At 41.7% G+C, this 19670-nt stretch carries 18 protein-coding genes and 1 tRNA gene; 7 read left to right on the top strand and 12 right to left on the bottom strand.

Going from position 1 to position 19670, the window contains the following annotated elements:
• Positions 1–19: 19 nt before the first annotated feature.
• Complete coding sequence (locus GQR42_RS06815; RefSeq protein WP_158199387.1) at positions 20–181, top strand: hypothetical protein; 162 nt, start codon at positions 20–22, stop codon at positions 179–181.
• A 164-nt stretch (positions 182–345) separates the two neighbouring features.
• On the opposite strand, the gene GQR42_RS06810 is transcribed toward GQR42_RS06815, so the two are convergent.
• Both GQR42_RS06810 and GQR42_RS06805 read right to left on the bottom strand, forming a co-directional pair.
• Positions 346–675, bottom strand: a complete 330-nt coding sequence (locus GQR42_RS06810; RefSeq protein WP_158199386.1) for an XRE family transcriptional regulator — start codon at positions 673–675, stop codon at positions 346–348.
• 116 nt (positions 676–791) lie between these two features.
• Positions 792–1028, bottom strand: coding sequence for a type II toxin-antitoxin system RelE/ParE family toxin (locus GQR42_RS06805; protein ID WP_233271299.1), 237 nt, complete (start codon positions 1026–1028; stop codon positions 792–794).
• A gap of 277 nt (positions 1029–1305) precedes the next feature.
• Between GQR42_RS06805 and GQR42_RS06800 the strand changes: the two genes are divergently transcribed.
• Positions 1306–1557 (top strand): hypothetical protein, encoded by a 252-nt coding sequence (locus GQR42_RS06800; RefSeq protein ID WP_106908647.1) that lies wholly within the window; start codon positions 1306–1308, stop codon positions 1555–1557.
• On the top strand, positions 1554–1967 hold the full coding sequence (locus tag GQR42_RS06795; protein WP_158199385.1) for a type II toxin-antitoxin system VapC family toxin: 414 nt from the start codon (positions 1554–1556) through the stop codon (positions 1965–1967). Before GQR42_RS06800 ends, GQR42_RS06795 begins: the two co-directional genes overlap by 4 nt.
• A gap of 10 nt (positions 1968–1977) precedes the next feature.
• On the opposite strand, the gene GQR42_RS06790 is transcribed toward GQR42_RS06795, so the two are convergent.
• Both GQR42_RS06790 and GQR42_RS06785 read right to left on the bottom strand, forming a co-directional pair.
• Positions 1978–3297 (bottom strand): tetratricopeptide repeat protein, encoded by a 1320-nt coding sequence (locus GQR42_RS06790; protein ID WP_158202412.1) that lies wholly within the window; start codon positions 3295–3297, stop codon positions 1978–1980.
• A gap of 191 nt (positions 3298–3488) precedes the next feature.
• Positions 3489–3562 (bottom strand) — tRNA-Arg (locus GQR42_RS06785).
• A 43-nt stretch (positions 3563–3605) separates the two neighbouring features.
• Between GQR42_RS06785 and moaC the strand changes: the two genes are divergently transcribed.
• Positions 3606–4106, top strand: coding sequence for a cyclic pyranopterin monophosphate synthase MoaC (gene moaC, locus GQR42_RS06780; RefSeq protein WP_158199384.1), 501 nt, complete (start codon positions 3606–3608; stop codon positions 4104–4106).
• Positions 4107–4255: 149 nt separating this feature from the next.
• Here the strand turns inward: moaC and bchH are convergent, their stop codons facing one another.
• Together bchH and GQR42_RS06770 are read right to left on the bottom strand one after the other, a co-directional pair.
• Positions 4256–7921: a magnesium chelatase subunit H gene (bchH, locus tag GQR42_RS06775; protein ID WP_158199383.1), complete on the bottom strand. Its 3666-nt coding sequence runs from the start codon at positions 7919–7921 to the stop codon at positions 4256–4258.
• A 75-nt stretch (positions 7922–7996) separates the two neighbouring features.
• On the bottom strand, positions 7997–9727 hold the full coding sequence (locus tag GQR42_RS06770; RefSeq protein ID WP_158199382.1) for a diflavin flavoprotein: 1731 nt from the start codon (positions 9725–9727) through the stop codon (positions 7997–7999).
• A 365-nt stretch (positions 9728–10092) separates the two neighbouring features.
• On the opposite strand from GQR42_RS06770, the gene GQR42_RS06765 reads away from it, so the two are divergent.
• Positions 10093–10383, top strand: coding sequence for a hypothetical protein (locus GQR42_RS06765; protein WP_158199381.1), 291 nt, complete (start codon positions 10093–10095; stop codon positions 10381–10383).
• A gap of 130 nt (positions 10384–10513) precedes the next feature.
• Here GQR42_RS06765 and hypF read toward each other — a convergent pair whose 3' ends face one another.
• The 3 genes from hypF to GQR42_RS06750 form a co-directional block, all read right to left on the bottom strand.
• Positions 10514–12772: a carbamoyltransferase HypF gene (hypF, locus tag GQR42_RS06760; protein ID WP_158199380.1), complete on the bottom strand. Its 2259-nt coding sequence runs from the start codon at positions 12770–12772 to the stop codon at positions 10514–10516.
• Between the two features lie 270 nt (positions 12773–13042).
• On the bottom strand, positions 13043–13717 hold the full coding sequence (locus tag GQR42_RS06755; protein WP_158199379.1) for an ATP-dependent Zn protease: 675 nt from the start codon (positions 13715–13717) through the stop codon (positions 13043–13045).
• 52 nt (positions 13718–13769) lie between these two features.
• A complete protein-coding gene (locus GQR42_RS06750) occupies positions 13770–14165 on the bottom strand; it encodes a hypothetical protein (protein WP_158199378.1) in 396 nt (131 codons plus the stop codon).
• A gap of 419 nt (positions 14166–14584) precedes the next feature.
• Here GQR42_RS06750 and hisN point away from each other — a divergent pair, with 419 nt between their 5' ends.
• On the top strand, positions 14585–15391 hold the full coding sequence (gene hisN, locus GQR42_RS06745) for a histidinol-phosphatase (RefSeq protein WP_158199377.1): 807 nt from the start codon (positions 14585–14587) through the stop codon (positions 15389–15391).
• 29 nt (positions 15392–15420) lie between these two features.
• Here the strand turns inward: hisN and rpe are convergent, their stop codons facing one another.
• Positions 15421–16128, bottom strand: coding sequence for a ribulose-phosphate 3-epimerase (gene rpe / locus GQR42_RS06740; protein ID WP_158199376.1), 708 nt, complete (start codon positions 16126–16128; stop codon positions 15421–15423).
• A 468-nt stretch (positions 16129–16596) separates the two neighbouring features.
• Here rpe and GQR42_RS06735 point away from each other — a divergent pair, with 468 nt between their 5' ends.
• The gene (locus tag GQR42_RS06735) at positions 16597–16962 is read left to right on the top strand and encodes a DUF1815 family protein (protein WP_158199375.1); all 366 of its coding nucleotides are present in this window, start codon (positions 16597–16599) and stop codon (positions 16960–16962) included.
• A 44-nt stretch (positions 16963–17006) separates the two neighbouring features.
• Here GQR42_RS06735 and GQR42_RS06730 read toward each other — a convergent pair whose 3' ends face one another.
• Both GQR42_RS06730 and GQR42_RS06725 read right to left on the bottom strand, forming a co-directional pair.
• Complete coding sequence (locus GQR42_RS06730; RefSeq protein ID WP_158199374.1) at positions 17007–17972, bottom strand: glycosyltransferase family 2 protein; 966 nt, start codon at positions 17970–17972, stop codon at positions 17007–17009.
• On the bottom strand, positions 17969–19627 hold the full coding sequence (locus tag GQR42_RS06725) for a hypothetical protein (protein ID WP_158199373.1): 1659 nt from the start codon (positions 19625–19627) through the stop codon (positions 17969–17971). The genes GQR42_RS06730 and GQR42_RS06725 overlap by 4 nt, the downstream gene beginning before the upstream one ends.
• Positions 19628–19670: the final 43 nt, after the last annotated feature.

Genomic DNA, 19670 nt, shown 5'->3' with positions numbered 1-19670 from the left:
TGTCTAGATTATATGATTCTTGGTTAACCAGAGAACAGGTTTATCGAAAAGTAATCTCATGGAGCATTCCCGTCAATTCCATAGAGATATTGTTTATAATTTATTGAAGCATCAGGAGGAACTTTTTCCCATTATTCATCAGGAATTTCTTCCCCTATTTCAACAATTACCTGCCAAATAGGACGACGTGGTGCATGATTTTTTTATCAATGTCGGGGTGTTTAGTTTGATCAGTCTGTTCGTGATTTTTGGCGGAAGATTGCATGAGAATATACCCTAGTTTGGTTTTTTTCAATGTAAAGATTTCATCTAAAATACGCATTTTTAAAGCCTTAAGTGGATAAACTATACATTCTTAGACTCTGAATAGTCACCAATAATTATAGGTTCTTTGTTGGGAATTTTGACAATAATTTCGACAGTTCCACCTAAGGCGTTAACTACTTCGCGCAGTGTATTTAGCTCTAGATTTTGCTCTTGTTTAAGTTTAGGTACTATTGATTGCTGTACTTCAAGATACTTTGCCAATTCTGATGAAGATAAACCTAGTTTTTCTTGCAAATACTTAAGCGTAAGTTCCTCTAAATAAATTTGAGAAGCTCTTTCTTTAATACTTGCTTGTCGTTCTTTACCAAGTTTATTAAATTCTTCCGAGAAGTTAGTATATTCTTTCATGACTTTTCTTCCTTAAGTTTTTCCAGATATTTTTGATAACGTTGATCTGCTATAGGAATATTTTCTTTGTACCATCTTTTGTTACCTGACTTGTTCCCCCCAACAAGTAAAATTGCTTATCGATGAGGATCAAAGGCAAATAAAACACGCCAAGGTTCACCTTTATACTGAATACGAAGCTCTTTCATATTCTTAAAAGAAGATCCTTCCATGGTATCAACTCGCGGTCTCCCCAGTGCTGGTCCAAGTTTCATCAATACAGTTAAAACAGCAAATACTTCATTTTGAAGTCCCTGTTCTTGTTGATAAAACCAGAACCTAAAATCTGGATCAAATATAATATTCCATTCCATAACTATAATATAGTCTATACATAAAATAATGTCAAACTTTCAGTTAAACATTCGGCTCTCTTGCCATCATCAGTATAAATTATAACATCGGTGAATAATCTCTGTGTTCTTTGTGTCTCTGTGGTTAATTCCCCTCGATGATCTCCGTACCTCGCTCCAACTCAAAAATGCTATAATAAAAGTAAACTATCACTTCTTATCAATCATGGACACACAAAACCCTCACTCAACTGTAGAATCAGACGATTTAATCAAAGAACTTGAGGAACCTTTAATCATGACTAACTTAAACAATCATTCAACGTCTAACACATCCGAAGAGCCTGAGTTATCAATGGAAGAACTCGATGCTAAATGGGACGCACTGGAAAATGACCCAGAATTTCGCAAAAAACCTTTTTGGCAAAGAATTGTTGAGATTGGTAACGTTGTTCCCCAATCAGAATGGCGAAAACACTTTCCCAGAGACTTTGCGCGTAATTTTGAACACTATATGTATGGCGCACCGAGAGAAGATGAGGAAGAATGAGAAAAATTTTCTTAGATACATCCTATTTACAGGCTCTTGCTGATTTTGGCGATAATCTTAATCCATTAGCTACAGCTATGGCAGCAAGACTGGGTAACTTTAGAGGTGTTACCAGTGAAATGGTTCTCACAGAATTGCTCAATGCTTTATGCAGTAGAGGGGAATTTTTGCGTAAATCAGCTATTCGTCTAACCCATGATTTACGCAATGACAGCAAAACCATAATTATTCCCCAAACCAGTGAACAATTTCAGCAAGCTTTTGATTTTTATCAAAGACGATTAGATAAAGGTTATAGCTTAACTGATTGTGCTTCAATGCAGATTATGAGACAACTGGAAATCTATGAAATATTAACTTTTGATAAGCATTTTCAGCAAGAAGGATTTAGCGCATTACTCAGAGAATAGTCAGTAAACTTTACTTCACTTTAATTTTTTTCCTCGCTTCATATAACCATTGCTCCTCCTCTGTATTAATTATCCTCCCTTCGGCTAAATTAAGACATTTACGCCAATTTTCCTGAGATAATTTCTTGTCTTCTTTTTCTAAAAGTTGAGCATAAATACAAAAAGCAGCACCGGGATTGCGGATAAATTTCTGATAAGCTGGATTTTCAGCGATACCAATAGCAACTAAAAGATTAGCAATTGCATCTTCACTGCGATTTTGCTTAAATCTGGCCCAGCCTAGACTTTTATAAATACTATATTTTTGTAATGCTAAATTGCGTTTCTCATCTTCAGTAAATTGGTCTAGTTTTTCATCTTTTTCTGCCAATAATCTCTTGGCTTTTTCCAGTAACTCTACTGCTTCTGCATTCTTATTATCGCGCAGATACCAATAAGCGAGATTATTATAAGCATCTATAAAACCACCTTTTGCCGCAATTAAATAGTGTTTCTTCCCATTAGTCAAATCCTGTAACTCTTCGTAAAGTGTTGCCAACTTATAATGAGCATCTAAATTATCTGGATCTAACTCAATTGCTTTTAAATACTTCTCTTCGGCTAAGGCTAAATTAGGAAGTTCTTGACTTGCTGGCTGAGGAGATTGTAAACGGCTTCCTGCTTGCTTATAAAACTCAGAAAACCAAGAGAAATTTAGATAAATTCCCAAGAGAAAAGCAAAGACTATTACTGTTACAGAAAACTGTATTTCTTCATACCAATGTTCAGCAATCCCAAGAAATTTCATTAACTTAACAAAACCCTTCTGGCGCGTTCGTGTGAGAGCATTTTCAGTTTGTAATAAAGAAATGAAAGTCGAAAAAATAACACCCCCTATTTCTAGCAAACCTGAACCACCACTAAGAAACCGAGTAGCAATCGTTCCGATTAATGTAAAATTAACCCCTAATAAAACCAGTTTACCGATTCTCAATAGCCAATCAAAGCGATTGCAAGGATGCAGAGATTCCCTACTTTCTAAATGCCACCACCAAGCTTTTTCAGAAATAGTTAGAGTCTCCCGATATTCAGCTAAGTCAAGAACTTGAGTAATTTTGTAGCTTTTCTGTTTTAATCTATTATCTTGTTCGATTAATTTTGACCGCATATCAACCGAAATTTCCGCCTCAGCTTCCATTTGTTTATGAAGAACATCTCTGGCGGCAATAATTTCTAAAGCCTGTTCTTTTTTTAGAGATTTCTTATGAGAAGTATATAAATAATTTAGAGCATTCTGGTAACGTTCTAAAGCCACTTGAAAGGGTGTCGGCACAGGTGCAGGAGAATTCATATTATACAATCCTAAAAGTTTAGTTTCTTTCACTGTTTGAGGGTAAGAAATACCCCGACAAAACTGGCTGATGATACTAAATCCTGTTTAAAAAGTGTAGGAAAGTGGGAAGATGGGGAGATGGGGTAAAAAAGCAAAGGAATTAGGAACCATAAGCCCCTAATTCCTGTAGTATATGCCATTGTATCTAACGGGCTTGGAGAGACTCGAACTCCCGACCTTGTGGTCCGTAGCCACACGCTCTAATCCACTAAGCTACAAGCCCTTGTTTTTCTCAACAGTAAACTACTATAGCACAGGTTCATTCAATGACGCAAGAGGGTAAAGAAAAATTATCTCATCTCGACAGCCAAGGCGAGGCCCAGATGGTGGATGTATCGGAGAAAATGCCCACTAAACGCACTGCTATTGCGCTAGGACAAGTGAGAATGCTAAAAACGACTTTTGAAGCCATAGAACAGGGAAATGCGCCTAAAGGGGACGTTTTAGGGACGGCAAGATTAGCGGGAATTATGGCTGCCAAACAAACTTCCTGCTTAATTCCTCTTTGCCATCCCTTACCCCTGCAAAAAATCAATGTTCAGATTATCCCGAAAGCAGAGTTACCCGGTTACGAAATTCGGGCAGAAGTGGTGACAAAATCGGAAACCGGTGTAGAAATGGAAGCTTTAACCGCAGTATCTGTGGCAGCCTTGACTTTGTACGATATGGCTAAAGCGTTAGAAAAATCAATCCTGATTGAAAATATCCATCTGCTGAGTAAAACAGGAGGGAAATCAGATTATCACAACAATCCCCTGTTGCCATGAGTGTGGGGTGTGGGGTGTGGGGTTTTACCAATTTTCAGGGAGTCAATTACCTAATTTTCCTCCCAATCACCCCAATCGCTGGCACTTTTTGATTTCAAAAAAGCCTAAAGATATTATCCAACAAGGTTTTTAGATTTATTCAGCAGACCCTAAGTAACCCCTTCTAGTTTTTCATCGGTCAATTGATATAATTCCTGTAATTTCTCTAATTTGTCGGGGTCTGCTTGCCAAAAACCGCGGCCCTGTGCTTCTAACATTCTACCGACAATATTGCGGAAAGCTTCGGGATTAGCTTGACGCAATTTTTCCGCCATTTCTGCATCAAAAGCGTAGGTATCGGCTGCCTGATCATACACCCAATCGTCACTAAAATTAGCCGTACCGCCCCAACCAATTAAAGCGGTCATTCTTTGGGAGATTTCGTAGGCCCCACCGGAACCTTGATTAACCATGGCCTTGGCCCATTTAGGATTAAGTAATTTACTGCGGTATTCTAAGCGCAAAACCTCCTCTAATTTGCGGGGAGTTGTATCATTGGAAAAACTCTCGACAAAACTTGTCATTACCCGTTTACCGCTTTGTTTTTCTGCGGCTAATTTTAATCCTCCCGTGTTGCCGTAGTATTCCTGAATATCGGTTAAACCGTATTCTACCGAGTCAATTTCTTGGATAATACTTTCACTGGTTTTTAATAACTGTTGTAGCACTTCTGGCCGCGCTTGTCCCTTATCTTGACGACCATAACTAAAAACATTACGCTTTTCCCAAGTTTTCGCTAATTCGTTGTCATTGTCCCAATTTCCCTCCACTACTTGGTCATTAACTAAAGAGCCAAAATCCCCGGCAGGATTGGAAAATAAACGAGCGCTGGCATTGTCAATACCTTGACTTTTTAAGGCTAAATAGTGCTTACGGATATAATTATCATTTTCCGATTCTTCTATCTCAGCTGCCCGCTGCATTAAATCATCTAATAACTCGATAATATTGATAAAAGTATCCCGAAAAATTCCCGATAAATTAGCCAAAATATCGATGCGCGGGTGTCCAATTTCCCCTAGAGGTTTTAATTCATACCTGACAATTCTTCCTGTCCCCTCTTTTACCGGTTCCGCACCGACTAATTCTAAGAGAATCCCCAAGGATTCACCCTTAGTTTTAATCACATCTAATCCCCAGAGTAAAACCGCTACAGTTTCGGGATATTTTCCTTTTTCGGTTAAGTTTTGTTCTAGCAGTTTTTTGGCGATTTCTCGTCCGCGGGTGTAGGCTGCCGGGGAAGGCATCCGGTAGGGGTCTAAAGCGTGTATATTGCGTCCTGTAGGCAAAACTCCCGCACCATCCCGGAGTAAATCACCCCCCGGTGCTGGGGGTACATATTCCCCATTTAATCCCCGCAAAAGATTAGTTAATTCCTCGCTATTTTGTCCTAATAAATTTTTAATAGCAATGCCTTCTTTAAGCTTTTCATTGGTTGCTTCTTCATCGAGAATTTGCTGAAATTCTCGCTCAGATAAATCGGTAAAATAAGCATCAAGATAACCTTTTAATTCTTCCTGATTGGGAGCAGTTCCTAGGGTGTGTAAACCGGAAGAAAATAGTCTTTGTTCGACGATTTGTAGGTAATTATACACCTTGACAAAATAATCGGTTAGTGCATAGCGACTAAATAATTTGGCATTTTCTAAAGTGAATTCTATTCCCTGTTTTTCTGCTTCCAGAAAAGGACAATCTTTAGAGATACCTGTATCAATAATCTTTTGGAGGATACTATCTCTTAAAGCGTAATTTTTCTCAGGATTTTCTCGAAACTCGGCAATCAAATCTCGCATAATCATCAATTCTTTATACAATCCCGCTCGTCCGTAGGGTGGCACATTATGGGAAATTAACACCCCATAACCGCGACGTTTAGCTAGGATAGATTCCGAGGGATTATTAGCGGCATAAATATATAAATTCGGTAAATCTCCTAATAAAATATCTGACCAAGAATAACCGGTATTTCCTAGGGGTGAACCGGGCAACCATTCAACAGTTCCGTGCATACCAAAATGAATGATCGCATCGGTCTTAAAATCTTTTTGTAACCACTGATAAAAGGCTGCATACTGAGGGTGAGGAGTTAAATCTTTTTCAAACATTAACCGCATCGGATCCCCAGCAATTCCTAAAGGTGGTTGCACTCCAATCCAGACATTACCTAACTCAATCCCCCCTAAATGATACTGGTTGCCAACAGTTTTTATCCCCGCATCTTTCAGAGATTTCCAGTGTTTTTCGATGCGGGAGGTTAACAGATAACCTAGCCAATTTTCTAAAGTTTCTATCGATAAACGATTTTCTTTAGAGAGATTTTCATCATCGGCAAATTTAACTTTTTGAATAATTTCTTCCCCGTCTTCGGGAATCGTTCCCAGATTATAACCCTGCGCTTGTAAAGCTTGTAAAAACTTAACTAAACTCCGGGGAACATTTAATAAAGCTGCCGTACCAACTGCCCCATAACCCGGGGGAAATCCATAAAGAATGATGGCTATTTTGCGTTCTTGCGGAGGGGTTTTATGTAACTTAATCCAACTGTTTAAACGTCCAGTTAAACGCTGTAATCTTTCGGGGATTAAATAGATAGTTTCCCCCACTAATCCCCCCAGAGGAATCGTATCAATTGCTCCATCTAATTCCGGTAAAGCGTATAGAACCACACTCTGTAAACCACCGATTCCCTGTCTTGTCCAAGAATAAATATCTTGAATCAATAAAGGGGCAGCGATAAGATAAGGAATATTTTTAGCGGACAGAATTCGTTTAGCCACTTCTACCTGTCTTCCTGCTTCCATAGAACCCGCAGGACCCCCCACCAAAGGAAAGCCAATCGTCGAAACAATTGCATCTACTGTCACCGCATCTTCACTTAAAGAAGGAGTTTCAATGATTCCTTTTTTTCTTTGCTGAATTTCGTAGTCTGTGGTTAACCAATCCCGAACAATTGTATGGCCTTCCACTCCGTTAATAAATACGGGTAGGGGAATTAAATTAGCCGTTTCAAAATGACGGATTAATTGATTAATATAGGGCAGTTTACTGATAACGTGCTTCCGATAAAGCAGCAGGGCCACCACTGGTTTATCAAGGGATGTATTTTTTTTATACCAAGTCAAATATTCTTGGGGAGTGAGAAAATAACCCTGATAATCGGGATGTAATAGTCCCTTATTGGGAGTTTCGATGACTTCGGGTATTTCCTGTACTTTTAATCCTAGATATTTTTGGGCAATTACCCAACACATAGCGGCAACATTTTCAGTTCCTCCCGCATTCCAATAACCGTAGATAATTAACCAATTACGCAAATCTTGAACTTTTTTAGCGGGAATAAATTTCAGTAGTTTCGGTCCAGTTTTGAGAAAACTGAGATAACCGGCTAATTTATCTTCTTCCTTGCCACTAGAAAATTTACTCAAGATAAATTGAATTGGTTTTGGCATTCCTTTTGGTTTATCCCCGATGGCAAATTCTCCCAAACGGGTTAAACTCATTAACTCTAAAGCAGACTCAAAAACTAAGCGAATCGGAATCTGTGCCGCTCGTTGCCGCAGCCAAGTAACTTGATCGTAATCGAAGATCAAACTAGCAAAAAAAACGTCGGCAGTGGCTAAAGCTTGCTCGACTATTTCTGGTTCGCTAGTTAAGGATTTATCGCTAAATACTTTTACCTCTAAATCAGGACATTTAGAACTAGCCAACAGGCCCGATTGCCGATATAAATTCCTGTTAAAGGTTTCAAAGCCAACAATTAAAACAATACTTTTCATAAGAATATATTTTTAGACCAATCAGGGTGCGTTATTTTGCCTTAACACACCCCCTGAAATGATCATAACAACAAATTAATAATAACTGCCAGATTTGCGATGATGGATAGCGGTTAAACCCTGGTGTAAAACCTTGCCTTTTTCTGCGATCGCATAAAGCAGCCAATGATCACCGCACTCCATTCGTTGTTCTACCCGACATTCCAGATAAGCGAGCGCTTCGGCCAGAATCGGTCCACCGTTCTCAGCTTTAGTGGTTTCGATATTAGCAAAACGATCCTCCCCGGGAGAAAAAGGTTTAAGAAAATGCTTCATTAAAGCCAAATGTTGACCTTCTTGGAGGATATTAAGGACAAAAGGCGTACCGCTATAAAGCAGAGACTCGATCGCTCGTTCTTTCGCTACGGCAATAGTCAATCCGGGGGGAGTGAACGTCGCTTGCGATACCCAAGAGGCTAACATGGCACCGCGCAATTCCCCCAATTCGCAGGTGACGATACAGAGAGAACCCACCAAACGTCCCAGGGCCTGCGATCGCCGATCGCTTTGGGATTGGTTAACATTAGTTTTCGGTTGTCTGCTTTTGCGAGCTTTTTTGACTGCTTGAGCGAAATCGGTTCCCGCTTCCTCACAGGTCTTTAAAATTGCCTCCGTGGGTTTAAATTTAACCCGAATTGGCTCAAAACCGAAGCGATAACCGCCATCCCGGAATTTACCTTCTAAAAGATCGACCGCTTCACCACTCCAACCGTAGGAGCCAAAAACCCCCACCAGCTTGCTTTTATCGCCATTTGCTAGGGTAATCCCCAAGGCAGTTTGGATGGGAGTCGGCGCGTGTCCTCCCAAAGTGGGGGAACCAAAGATAAAACCGACACTTTTTTCGATCGCCGTTTTGATCTCGTCTGGTTCAGCGGACTCGGCATTAATCGCCGTCACTGCTACTCCCGCTTTCGTGATCCCCATGGCGATCGCTTGAGCGAGGGTGGCGGTGTTGCCGTAGGCACTAGCATAAATCAGGGCGATTGTCAACTCTTGGTACTTTTGTGCTGCTAACCATTGTTGATAGGAAAGGGTCAATTCGTGCATCCCGTAACGCACCAGAGGACCGTGACCAACGGCATAAAATAAGGGCGATTTAGCGGCTAATTTCTCCAAAGCGTTGCTAATTTGGCCCGCATAGGGAGCCATGAGACAATCAAAATAATAACGCCGATCTTCGTTATAAACGCTCCAACCCTCATCAAAAATTTGGTCGCCACAAACGTGCGCTCCGAATAATTTATCGGTGTAGAGAATATCGGTTTTGCTGTCGTAGGTACAGAGTTGATCGGGAAATCTGGGGTTAGGAGTGGGGATAAATTCTAATTGATGGTTTGCTCCTAAATTTAATATTTCTTCCCCCTTGACAACGAAGAGATTTAATGCTTCGGTTTCGAGAATTTTTTTCAGGGAAATTGCCCCCGGATTAGAACAAACAAAAGTGACTTGAGGAGCGATTTCTAAAAGTGCCTTGAGGGTAACGGCACGATTGGGGTTAACGTGACCGAGAATAATATAATCAATAGTTTTCGGATCGATTCTTTTAGTTAAAGCCTCTAAAAATATGGACAAGAATGATTCCCCCGGTGGATCAAAAAGAGCGACCTTTTCACTTTTGATCAGATAACTATTGGCGGTGGTTCCCTTTTGTAATCCGTATTCGATCTCGAATTTTAACCGGTCCCAAGTGCGGGAACGAAAGACAAAAGTATCGACGGCTATCGGTGCTACTTGTACATCTCTCGGTTTGACAATTGCATTATTCATAATCTTAGTTACCAGTTATCGGTTAAGTAGTCAATTAGTTAAGCGGCAACTTGAGGCTGTGATCATTTTTTACTAGGCAAGTTTGGCATCAAAGTCAACACTTGATTTTTGACTAAATACAGCCTTTTATCGCTAGGGACGAGTGGGGAAATTTACAGGTTATCTTGCCAGCCGGAAGGACATCAATATCTAAAGTACACCATCTCCGGGAAGAAACCTAGCTTCTAGCAATTTGTTCGCGGGTAACAATACTCCTCTGGGGGGATTTGCCAGTCTATTGAGAAATTCTAAAGGGAAGGTGATCCCCAGAAGCGAGATGCTAGTCTGGGGGAAACCCTGCTCTCTCCCTATCAGGCAAAGTTTTTATGAGCTATCAGCACTCGTCTTTTGACTGCACTAGCGCCAATTTTGAGAAAGCCGCTTTGACTCATTTTCGCGCTCTTGTGGCTTTTTTACCGGATAATTGCCGTGTTTACCGACAAACATGGGAATTCTCTACGGTTCTCTGTCTCGATTTTCTAGCCTGTTTGCAGGGACTAGCGATCACTCGTCAAAATTTCTCCCATCTAGTTAATGTGACACAAGAACTGGGTTTAGGTCAAGCAATTATTTTGAAAGTAGGCAATAAAATCATTGAGTGGCATCGTTTAAGCTAAGATTTCAATTTTCGACAATCCCAACAGTCTAGAAAAAAATCGGCTCCCTGTGTTCTTTCTGTCTCTGTGGTTGATCTTTAACGCTGCTGACATAACCCAATAAAAATGTAGATTGTCGGCTATTCTAGAACTATTTGAGTTTAGAAAAAGCACCGATAATTTGACCAAGGCTAATACCACCATCATTAGTGGGAACAGTTTGCTGCCAGTAGGGTTGAAATCCCGAAGCTTGTAAGCGATTAATTGTTCTTTCCGTCAGATAACGATTTTGAAAACAGCCTCCCGTCAGGAGAATTTTTTCTCTACCTATTTTGTGTGCAATTTCTACAATAATCTCACTTAAACTATTATGAAATTTAGCGGCAATTATGCCGATTTCTACTTGTTTTTCTAAATCTTCAACAACTCCTACAATTATCTGATTCCAATCAATAACTATGGGTGAGTCGGCGGATAAAGAAAAATTATAATATTCCTCCGTTTTAATGCCCTCAAGGGCAAATTCTAACTGCATTGCTGCTTGTCCCTCAAAACTTAATTGATAACATAAACCCAGAATCGCCGCCATACCATCAAACAAACGCCCGACACTAGAAGTTAAAGGACAATTAATTTTTTTGGTTAACATTTGCCTAAAAATCGACCATTCCTGTTCACTAAAAGCTGATTTTATCCTATCAGTATTTTCCATAACTTCTAGTAATCCTAAAGCCACTCGTCTGGGTTCTTTAACCGCTTTTTCTCCTCCCAGTAATGGCCAGGGTTTAAAATGGGCGACTCGCTGCCAAGAATCGGCAGTGATATGGATAAATTCTCCCCCCCAAATTGTGCCGTCTAAACCGTATCCTGTTCCATCCCAAGCAACCCCTAAAACTGGAGGTTGTAGCTGATGTTCTGCCATGCAGGATAAAACGTGAGCGTAATGGTGTTGAATGGGAATAACGGGTAAATTTAAGCTATAAGCGTACTTTGTCGCTAGATATTCAGGATGAGTATCACAGGCAATAATTTCCGGTACAAACTCGTATAGTTTTTTTAAACTATCGAGAATATTTTCAAAATGATTGACAGCATTAACCGTATCTAAATCGCCGATATGTTGACTGATAAAAACTTGATTTTTTTGATAGATAGCCACGGTATTTTTAAAATAACTTCCCACGGCCAGAATCGGGGGAAAATCTCCCTCATTAACTTTAACGGGAAAGGGAGCATATCCCCGCGCTCGCCGCAAAATCATCGCTTTTCCTGCCATTTCCCTGATAATAGAGTCATCCACCGGTCGAACTATGGGACGATTATGAACTAGAAATAAATCGGCGATTGTTCCTAATTTTTCTAAAGCTTCTTTTTCCTCAATACAGATAGGTTCATCAGCTAGATTACCACTGGTTGCTACAATAGGAAAGCCTAATTCTGCTAATAAAAGATGGTGTAGGGGAGTATAGGGTAACATGACTCCTAGATAGGGATTACCCGGAGAAACGGCAGCAGAAAGATAATTTTTTCTTTGTTTAATCAGGACAATTGCGGCTGCAGGAGACTGCAATAATTGCGATTCTAAAGAAGATACATAACCATGTTTTTTCACTAACTCAAGATTAGGATACATCACAGCAAAAGGTTTATCCGGTCGCTGTTTACGTTGTCGCAATTTTTGCACTGCTTCCGTATTTCTTGCATCGACGACTAGGTGAAATCCTCCTAACCCTTTGATCGCCATAATTTTTCCCTGTTTAATTGCTCTAGCGGTGGCGATTAAAGCTTGATCTTTTTCCGCTAATACAGTTCCTTGACTGTCTAAAAGACTGATTTGGGGTCCGCAACGAGGACAGGCATTCGGTTGGGCATGAAAACGGCGATCCAGAGGGTTTTCGTATTCCCTTTGACATTCGGGACACTGATTAAAACCTCTCATGGTTGTGGCACTGCGATCGTAGGGTAAACTCTCGATAATACTGTAGCGAGGACCGCAGTTAGTGCAGTTAGTAAAAGGATAGCGATAACGACGATTATTCGGGTCAAAAATATCGGCTAAACAATCGGGACAAGTGGCTAAATCGGGCAGAACAATTGTATTTTTTTCACCGCCGCTGCTATGACGTATGCTAAAGTTTTGATAACCGATAGGATTTAACCATTGAGTCTCAATATTTTCAATTAGCGATCGAGGTGGTTTTTCTAAAGATAATCGAGTCAAAAAAGTTTCTAGTTTTTCTTGATCGCCCTCGACTTCAATAAAAACCCCCGCTGCTGTATTATTCACCCAACCAGTTAGGTTTAATTCCGTTGCTAATCGATAAACAAAAGGACGAAAACCGACCCCTTGTACTGCTCCGCGCACAATTAAAGCTAATCGCTGATCGGATTGACTGCTCTGATTATTCATAAATAGGGTCTGCTGAAAAAGTTTTTCGGTGGGGGTAGGGTGTGGGGTGTGGGGTGTGGGGTGTAGGGTTTTACCGATTTTCAGGTGGTCAACTACCTAATTTTCAGGGAAAAAGTACCTCAATTTTCCCCCTGATCACTCCCATGCCTGGTACTTTTTGATTGACAAAAAGTCTAAAAGTCTTACCCAACAAGGTTTTTAGATTTATTCAGCAAACCCTAAATAATTTAACGGAGAAATCATCAAATCTATCCCTGATTACTTTTCCCGTTATACTAAACTTTCACTAATCACCCGACAGCATTCTTCCACACTTGCCCTTTTTTCCATAGCTATCACCAAAGCTTGATAGGCAGTCTGTTGTTTTTCTAAAAGAGTTTTTGCCTGTAATAAACTCCAGCGCTCTTTTTGGGCATAATTATTCTCAGGAACCCCCGCTAATTTTAAGGCCGATTGCAGATAAAATCGATCGCTTTCTCCCCCCTCCGCTTTACCATAAACCAAGGTTTCGGCAGCAATTCCCGCCATCCATACCGTAGAAATTCTCTCTAAAAAAGCGGGAAAATCGCTAAAGTTCTGGACTTTTTGCTCTAAATCTGCTAGTTCAAATTGAACACCGCCGACTCCCTCCTGGCCTTGACGAAAGGCTTCCCAAGCGGTCAAACTATAACTGGCGATCGGAATGCCTAAAATATAAGCGGTGAGAAAATGTCCGGCTTCGTGGTGAATAACTCTTTGACGGTGTTTACTGGGAGAAAGAGCATCCAGTAGCAAAGTCACGCCCCGGTTATTAAAGGTGAGAGTATCAACGGTAACTAATCCCAAGAGGCTAAAAGTAGCCAAAGCGGGGACAAAAGGCGAAATAGACAGCAAAGGAGTGACAAATACGGAAAGAGTGATCGAAAAAACGGTAATCGCGATCAGATTTAAAGCTGTCTGTTCCATAAAAATTAATAAAAATATACAAATGCTTAATACTATGTTACATTTCCTAGTTTTATTTTCCCCGAATCCAGTTTTTTACTTCCCTAATTTTTTCAGCTAAATCGGGAATTTTTCCCACGGATACCTCGATCAGTTTCACTCTTTCATTCAAACCCGTGATTTTTGCGTCTAAAGTCCTGATTTCTCCCTTAATTTCCGTCTGTCCTATCTCTAAGACTTGAATTTCTCTTTTGATCTCTCCGATGCTATTCTCGATCGCTTTTTGTCCACTCTCCAAAGAGGTTAAACGAGTTTCGATCGCTTTTTGTCCACTCTCCAGAGAGGTTAAACGAGTTTCGATCGCTTTTTGTCCACTCTCCAGAGAGGTTAAACGAGTTTCGATCGCTTTTTGTCCATTGATAATCAAATCTTCTAACCTTTTGAGGTCATTTTCCGTAAAAGCCGTCATCAGCTAAACTCCTAATAGATTAATTTTTTCTCGTCTTGAGATTGAGTCGATCGTTGACTAATTCAATTATGGAGTCAAAACCAAACTGTTACCCACTGATAGTTCTAGGTTCGACGCAGCAATAGGGATTTAGGGTGATAGGGAAATTTCCGCTAAATCCCCCATCTCCCCAATTCCCCACTTCCCCACACTCCCTACTCCTGTCTCCTGTCTCCTGTCTCCTGTCTTCTAAATTCTGCTGTATTGTTTCCCCTCATGAATATCGCTCGCACTATCCAAGAGGCAATAGGGATTTAGGGTGATAGGGAAATTTCCGCTAAATCCCCCATCTCCCCAATTCCCCACTTCCCCACACTCCCTACTTCTGTCTCCTGTCTCCTGTCTCCTGTCTTCTAAATTCTGCTGTATTGTTTCCCCTCATGAATATCGATCGCACTATCCAACTAGCTCATCAATTAGCGGACACTTCTGGAGAGATTATCCGGCGCTATTTTCGGCAGCCCCATCTAGAAACCGAGACCAAACTCGATCAAGTTTCCTCAATAGTAACAATCGCCGATCGAGAAGCTGAGGAGGCGATGGTGGCGATTATTCAGCGAGAACTGCCCGAAGATGGGGTTATTCGGGAAGAAGGAGCCAATATTCCCTCCCAAAGTGGTCGTTATTGGGTATTGGATCCGATCGATGGAACATCCTCTTTTGTCAAGGGATTACCGATTTTTGGGACTTTAATCGGCCTAGTGGCAGAAAATCAACCGATTTTAGGAATTGTCGATCAACCGATTTTAGGCGATCGCTGGTTAGGAGTGAAGGGAAAAGCGAGTCTTTATAATAACCAGATGATTGTTAATCCCTACTGTCAAGATCGGGAACTTGTCTTAAAAAATGCTTGTTTAGCCTCCACCACTCCCTTAATGTTTATCACAGAACGACAACAAGCGATCGCTCGTCAGCTGCAAAGCGTCTGTAAACGTACCGCTTTTGGGGGTGATTGTTATAACTATATGATGTTAGCCACTGGCTGCACTGCCATGCCGATGGTAATCCTAGAATCAGACCTGAAATACTACGATTTTTGTGCTTTAATTCCGATTATTGAAGGTGCGGGCGGAATAATTAGCGATTGGTCTGGTAATCCCCTAAAAGCTGATTCTAGCGAAGTTTTAGCCGTCTCTAATTCGGGTTTATGGCGACAGGTTTTAGAACAAATCAGCAGAGTGGGTTAGTGCAAATAGCTAACCCACCCCCGCGGCAATTAAACGGTGACTAATTGAGGTTGGGGACGTTTGCTGTTACGGATACCTTCGATCGCCGCCGCGTAATCGGGGGCATTAAATACCGCCGAACCTGCTACGATCGCATTAGCACCCGCTTCGAGAACTTGCCAAGTATTAGCTGGTTTTAAGCCGCCATCCACTTCAATCCAGGGATCCAAGCCTTTTTCATCGCAGATTTGGCGTAATTGACGGATTTTGGGGACCACTTCTGGAATAAAACTCTGGCCACCAAAACCGGGGTTAACGCTCATAATTAGGACTAAATCGCACAAATGCAGCACATATTCGATTAAATCTAAGGGAGTGGAGGGATTTAACACCACACCCGCTTGTTTACCGAGTTCGCGGATTTGGCAAAGAGTACGATGGAGGTGGGGAGAAGCATTATGTTCAGCGTGAACAGAAATAATGTCAGCACCCGCTTTCGCAAAGTCAGCCACATATTTTTCCGGTTCCACGATCATTAAATGCACATCTAAAGGTTTTTTCGTATAGGGACGAATAGCGGAGACAATCAGGGGTCCAATGGTGATATTCGGGACAAAACGACCATCCATCACATCAACGTGAATCCAATCGGCTCCTGCCTTATCTACAGCCTCGATATCGGCTCCTAATTTACTAAAATCCGCCGATAGGATCGAGGGAGAGACAACGATCGACTTCGAGCTTCCGTTTTGGGTCATGGCTAACTATAGAATTTCGTGTTTATATTTTCGTAACAATATTATCAGTTATCAGTGATCAGTGATCAGTAATCAGTGATCGGTCGTCAGGAGACAGGAGATTATTTTTATTGATTCTCCCCACACCCCACACCCTAAACCCTAAACCCTACACCCCACACCTCACACCCCACACCCCACCTACCTAGATTTACGAACTTTTTTGTCGAAACTGGATCATAAACTTTAAAAATGAGATGATGGGAATAGTTGGGATCGAGGGGGTGGAAAGACGGATAAACTGGTAACTTTGTACTTACATATACTTGGCGATATCAGGAATTCACGCTACTCTAGGTATCGGGTTCTTTACATTTTGTTACTTAACATCCGTAAAAAAACCTGGTTCACCTATCTTATTTTCTCAAGAAAGAATCTTAAAAAAGTGTTAAGGTTTTATAGTTGAGGAGTGTTATCAGGAGGAAAATTGTGTTTAAACGACTTGCAGAACAGCATCGCCAACTGGTCAAAGACTTAGTCATGGATTTACAGTCCTTAGCGATCGCACTAGAAAATCAAGGTTATCTAGCATCCTGCTACACCTGTGGCGGTCAACTGAACAGCGCATCTTTTATGGTGGGATTGGGTGAAACCCATCTAATTCGGTTTCTCGTGTCCGATTACGGCATCACTTGGACAGAAATGCGCGATGATCGAGAGTTAATGAAACTCGAAGGTGCGGAAGCCATCAGCCAACTAGAGGAATTAGCCAATCTGATTAAATATCAAATTTCGCCGGCGGAATTTATTGACAAAAAACCCTCCTCCGTGCTGCAACGTTTCCAGACGGTTTAACCTCAGATATAACCTAGACTTGTATGTTTAGGGAACTTTTTTCCCTAAGCTTTCAGCCAACTGTTAGCTAGATAAGCCATTCGTTTCATCTCTTTTCGTCCCCGGGAGACGGAATCGAGGATCATGCCAGAGGTCAAACTTAAAAAGGCTAAAAGCATGATCGAGGCCGATAAAATAGCGGTGGGAAAACGTGGTACTAAGCCAGTTTCGAGGTATTCAAACAGGACGGGGATCGCTAACAGAAGGGAAATAAGCACCAAAATCAGCGAGACAAGGCTAAAAAAGAGAAAAGGACGAATTTCTTTAAAAAGTAGGATAGCGGTTCCCAATACCCGCCAGCCATCTTGAAAGGTTTTTAACTTACTTTGGGAACCTTCGGGACGTTCCCCGTAGAGGGTTGGTTCTTCAGCGAAGGGAATTTTTAATTCTAAAGCGTGGATAGTTAACTCGGTTTCAATCTCGAAACCATTGGATAAAGCGGGAAAAGATTTGACGAAACGACGAGAAAAGACGCGATAACCGGAGAGCATATCGATTAAACGCGCTCCAAACAGAAATTTCACCAATCCTGTTAAAAATAGATTACCGGCCCGATGACCCCGGCGATAAGCCTGGGAGGATTTTACCGCTTCCCGACGCGCACCGACAACCATATCCAATTGTTCCCCCAGCATTCGTTCAATTAAGCGACGTACTGCCGCAATTTCGTAGGTATCATCACCATCAATGAGAATATAGATATCCGCTTCGATATCGGCAAACATCCGCCGGACAACATTGCCTTTCCCGGGTTGGATTTCCTGACGAACGATCGCCCCTGCTTTCAGGGCCTCGGTCACGGTATCATCGCTAGAGCGGTTGTTATAAACATAAATTGCCGCTTCTGGTAAAAAAGTTTGGAATTGGGAGACCACTTTAGCGATCGTTAGTTCTTCGTTGTGACAGGGAATAATCGCAGCGATACGGTAGTTTTGCCAGGAAATCGGCGGAATAGCGGTCATTTCGATCATGGCTGAGGACAATGTTTAATGATGGTTAGGGGGGTGTCTTGGCGTTGGACGGCATGAACAATGGGACAATGGGGGAAAGCTTGGAAATAATCGTATCGGGATAAACCCATGTAATAATCGGGGTCGGGGGCCTTTCCCCAAGCAAAGTCATCTCGATAGATCATTGTCAGGTTTTTTGGGTAATCTTGTACCATTTCCGCCGCAAACATCGGACCGGCAACGACTATGGTAGAGTTAGCGGCTGCATTTTGATTAAGCCATTCCATCCCCTCCTTGAGACTTAATCCCCAGTAATCGGTTTCCTGTTGACCCTGGGCCGCTTTTAAGCCTCCGTAGGCGCGATTATAGTAGGTGTATTCGTAGGGATGCAGGCTAATCATGTCATAGACAATGACGCTACAGTTCAGGATGAAAAGGGTCGTTATAAAGATTTTTATTGACTTTTGTTTAATTTTGTGGTAAGCCCAAATAATGGCCGTAGTTGCGATCGCTGCTAGGGCGGGAATGACAAATAAAAAGTGACGGATGCCGTCGTAGAGGGTAGATTGACGCAGAATAGCAACGGTGGGCAGTAAAAACGCTTGCAGTAGGGTGATTAGGGCGCAGGCCCGCTGGGTTGGCGTTAATTTGGTCATTTTTGTCAAAATCACCATTACACCGACCAGGGCGGCGATTTGCAGGAGGACGGGGGTGGTGAGGGAAAATAGCCGGGGTAGATAGTACCAAGGTAGGGAACGACCGGGGATATTTTGACCGTCAAAGAGAACGGTATTATCCCAGATGTTAAACTTGGACATGAGGGTTATCGCTTCGATAAACCAAGTAATCGGGTTTCTCCAAGCGGCAGGATGGACAATATAGGTGGTTATTGCCCAAAAAAGTATAATAACTGCGTATAGGGGCAGAAAACGCCAGAAAGTTTTGGGGAGGGTTTTGAGATGCCAACGGGCCACCAGATGAGCGAAGATGAGATAAAAGAGGATAAAAAAGCCACCGATGCGAATTCCGGTGATTAAACCAGCGAGAATCCCGTAGAGACCAGAATAAACGGTTAAACGGTTAAATCCTAGTTTAATAGCTTGATTTTCGGATCGAAAATATTTATCTAGCAATAGGGAACCGGTGAAGGTTCCGAGGGTGAACATGACTGCAAAGGGTATATCTTTGGGATTAAAGAAGCTATGACCCCAAAAAGCGGGAAATAAGGCTAAAATTAGCGCACCTAACCAAGCAGATTCGATTCCTGCCAGGATAGCGACGATTCCCACCACCGATAGATAGGTAATCAGGGAAAAAAGAAAGGTGACGACGTGCTTAACCCGGGTTATTTGCCAGCTCCTCGATAGCCATTTGTCCTTATCGGTGGGATTGGGGGGAAGATTGGTAGTAGCGGGGAAAAATTTTTCTTTGCTCTCGTAGATGAGTTGGGAGATGTAGTTAAAATAAAAGCCGTAATGACGCGACATTTCTGATATGGGCTTGTTTTCTCGGATATATTCGAGATTATGATTGACCATATCCACTTCGATCGGTTCGTCCCAAGTGATACCATAGTTTCCGACTACCGATAAACCAATTATCGCCAGAACTAGGATGACCGATAGAATTTTTAGATAAGCTTGCTTGACCGAGATTAACCCTTTTTTGGACTTCATGGGCGATCGAGTCAGTATGGTGGGCAATTTTATCACCTTAGTA

This window comes from Microcystis aeruginosa FD4 (genome assembly GCF_009792235.1).
GTDB lineage: Bacteria > Cyanobacteriota > Cyanobacteriia > Cyanobacteriales > Microcystaceae > Microcystis > Microcystis viridis.
The sequence above is the reverse complement of the archived record's forward strand: the minus strand, read 5'-3'. Positions and strand labels throughout refer to the sequence as shown.

Coding starts and splice junctions, on each gene's coding strand:
- GQR42_RS06810 (WP_158199386.1), bottom strand. CDS start 675: ATGAAAGAATATACTAACTTCTCGGAAGAATTTAATAAACTTGGTAAA.
- GQR42_RS06805 (WP_233271299.1), bottom strand. CDS start 1,028: ATGGAATGGAATATTATATTTGATCCAGATTTTAGGTTCTGGTTTTAT.
- GQR42_RS06800 (WP_106908647.1), top strand. CDS start 1,306: ATGACTAACTTAAACAATCATTCAACGTCTAACACATCCGAAGAGCCT.
- GQR42_RS06795 (WP_158199385.1), top strand. CDS start 1,554: ATGAGAAAAATTTTCTTAGATACATCCTATTTACAGGCTCTTGCTGAT.
- GQR42_RS06790 (WP_158202412.1), bottom strand. CDS start 3,297: ATGAATTCTCCTGCACCTGTGCCGACACCCTTTCAAGTGGCTTTAGAA.
- moaC (WP_158199384.1), top strand. CDS start 3,606: ATGACGCAAGAGGGTAAAGAAAAATTATCTCATCTCGACAGCCAAGGC.
- bchH (WP_158199383.1), bottom strand. CDS start 7,921: ATGAAAAGTATTGTTTTAATTGTTGGCTTTGAAACCTTTAACAGGAAT.
- GQR42_RS06770 (WP_158199382.1), bottom strand. CDS start 9,727: ATGAATAATGCAATTGTCAAACCGAGAGATGTACAAGTAGCACCGATA.
- GQR42_RS06765 (WP_158199381.1), top strand. CDS start 10,093: ATGAGCTATCAGCACTCGTCTTTTGACTGCACTAGCGCCAATTTTGAG.
- hypF (WP_158199380.1), bottom strand. CDS start 12,772: ATGAATAATCAGAGCAGTCAATCCGATCAGCGATTAGCTTTAATTGTG.
- GQR42_RS06755 (WP_158199379.1), bottom strand. CDS start 13,717: ATGGAACAGACAGCTTTAAATCTGATCGCGATTACCGTTTTTTCGATC.
- GQR42_RS06750 (WP_158199378.1), bottom strand. CDS start 14,165: ATGACGGCTTTTACGGAAAATGACCTCAAAAGGTTAGAAGATTTGATT.
- hisN (WP_158199377.1), top strand. CDS start 14,585: ATGAATATCGATCGCACTATCCAACTAGCTCATCAATTAGCGGACACT.
- rpe (WP_158199376.1), bottom strand. CDS start 16,128: ATGACCCAAAACGGAAGCTCGAAGTCGATCGTTGTCTCTCCCTCGATC.
- GQR42_RS06730 (WP_158199374.1), bottom strand. CDS start 17,972: ATGATCGAAATGACCGCTATTCCGCCGATTTCCTGGCAAAACTACCGT.
- GQR42_RS06725 (WP_158199373.1), bottom strand. CDS start 19,627: ATGAAGTCCAAAAAAGGGTTAATCTCGGTCAAGCAAGCTTATCTAAAA.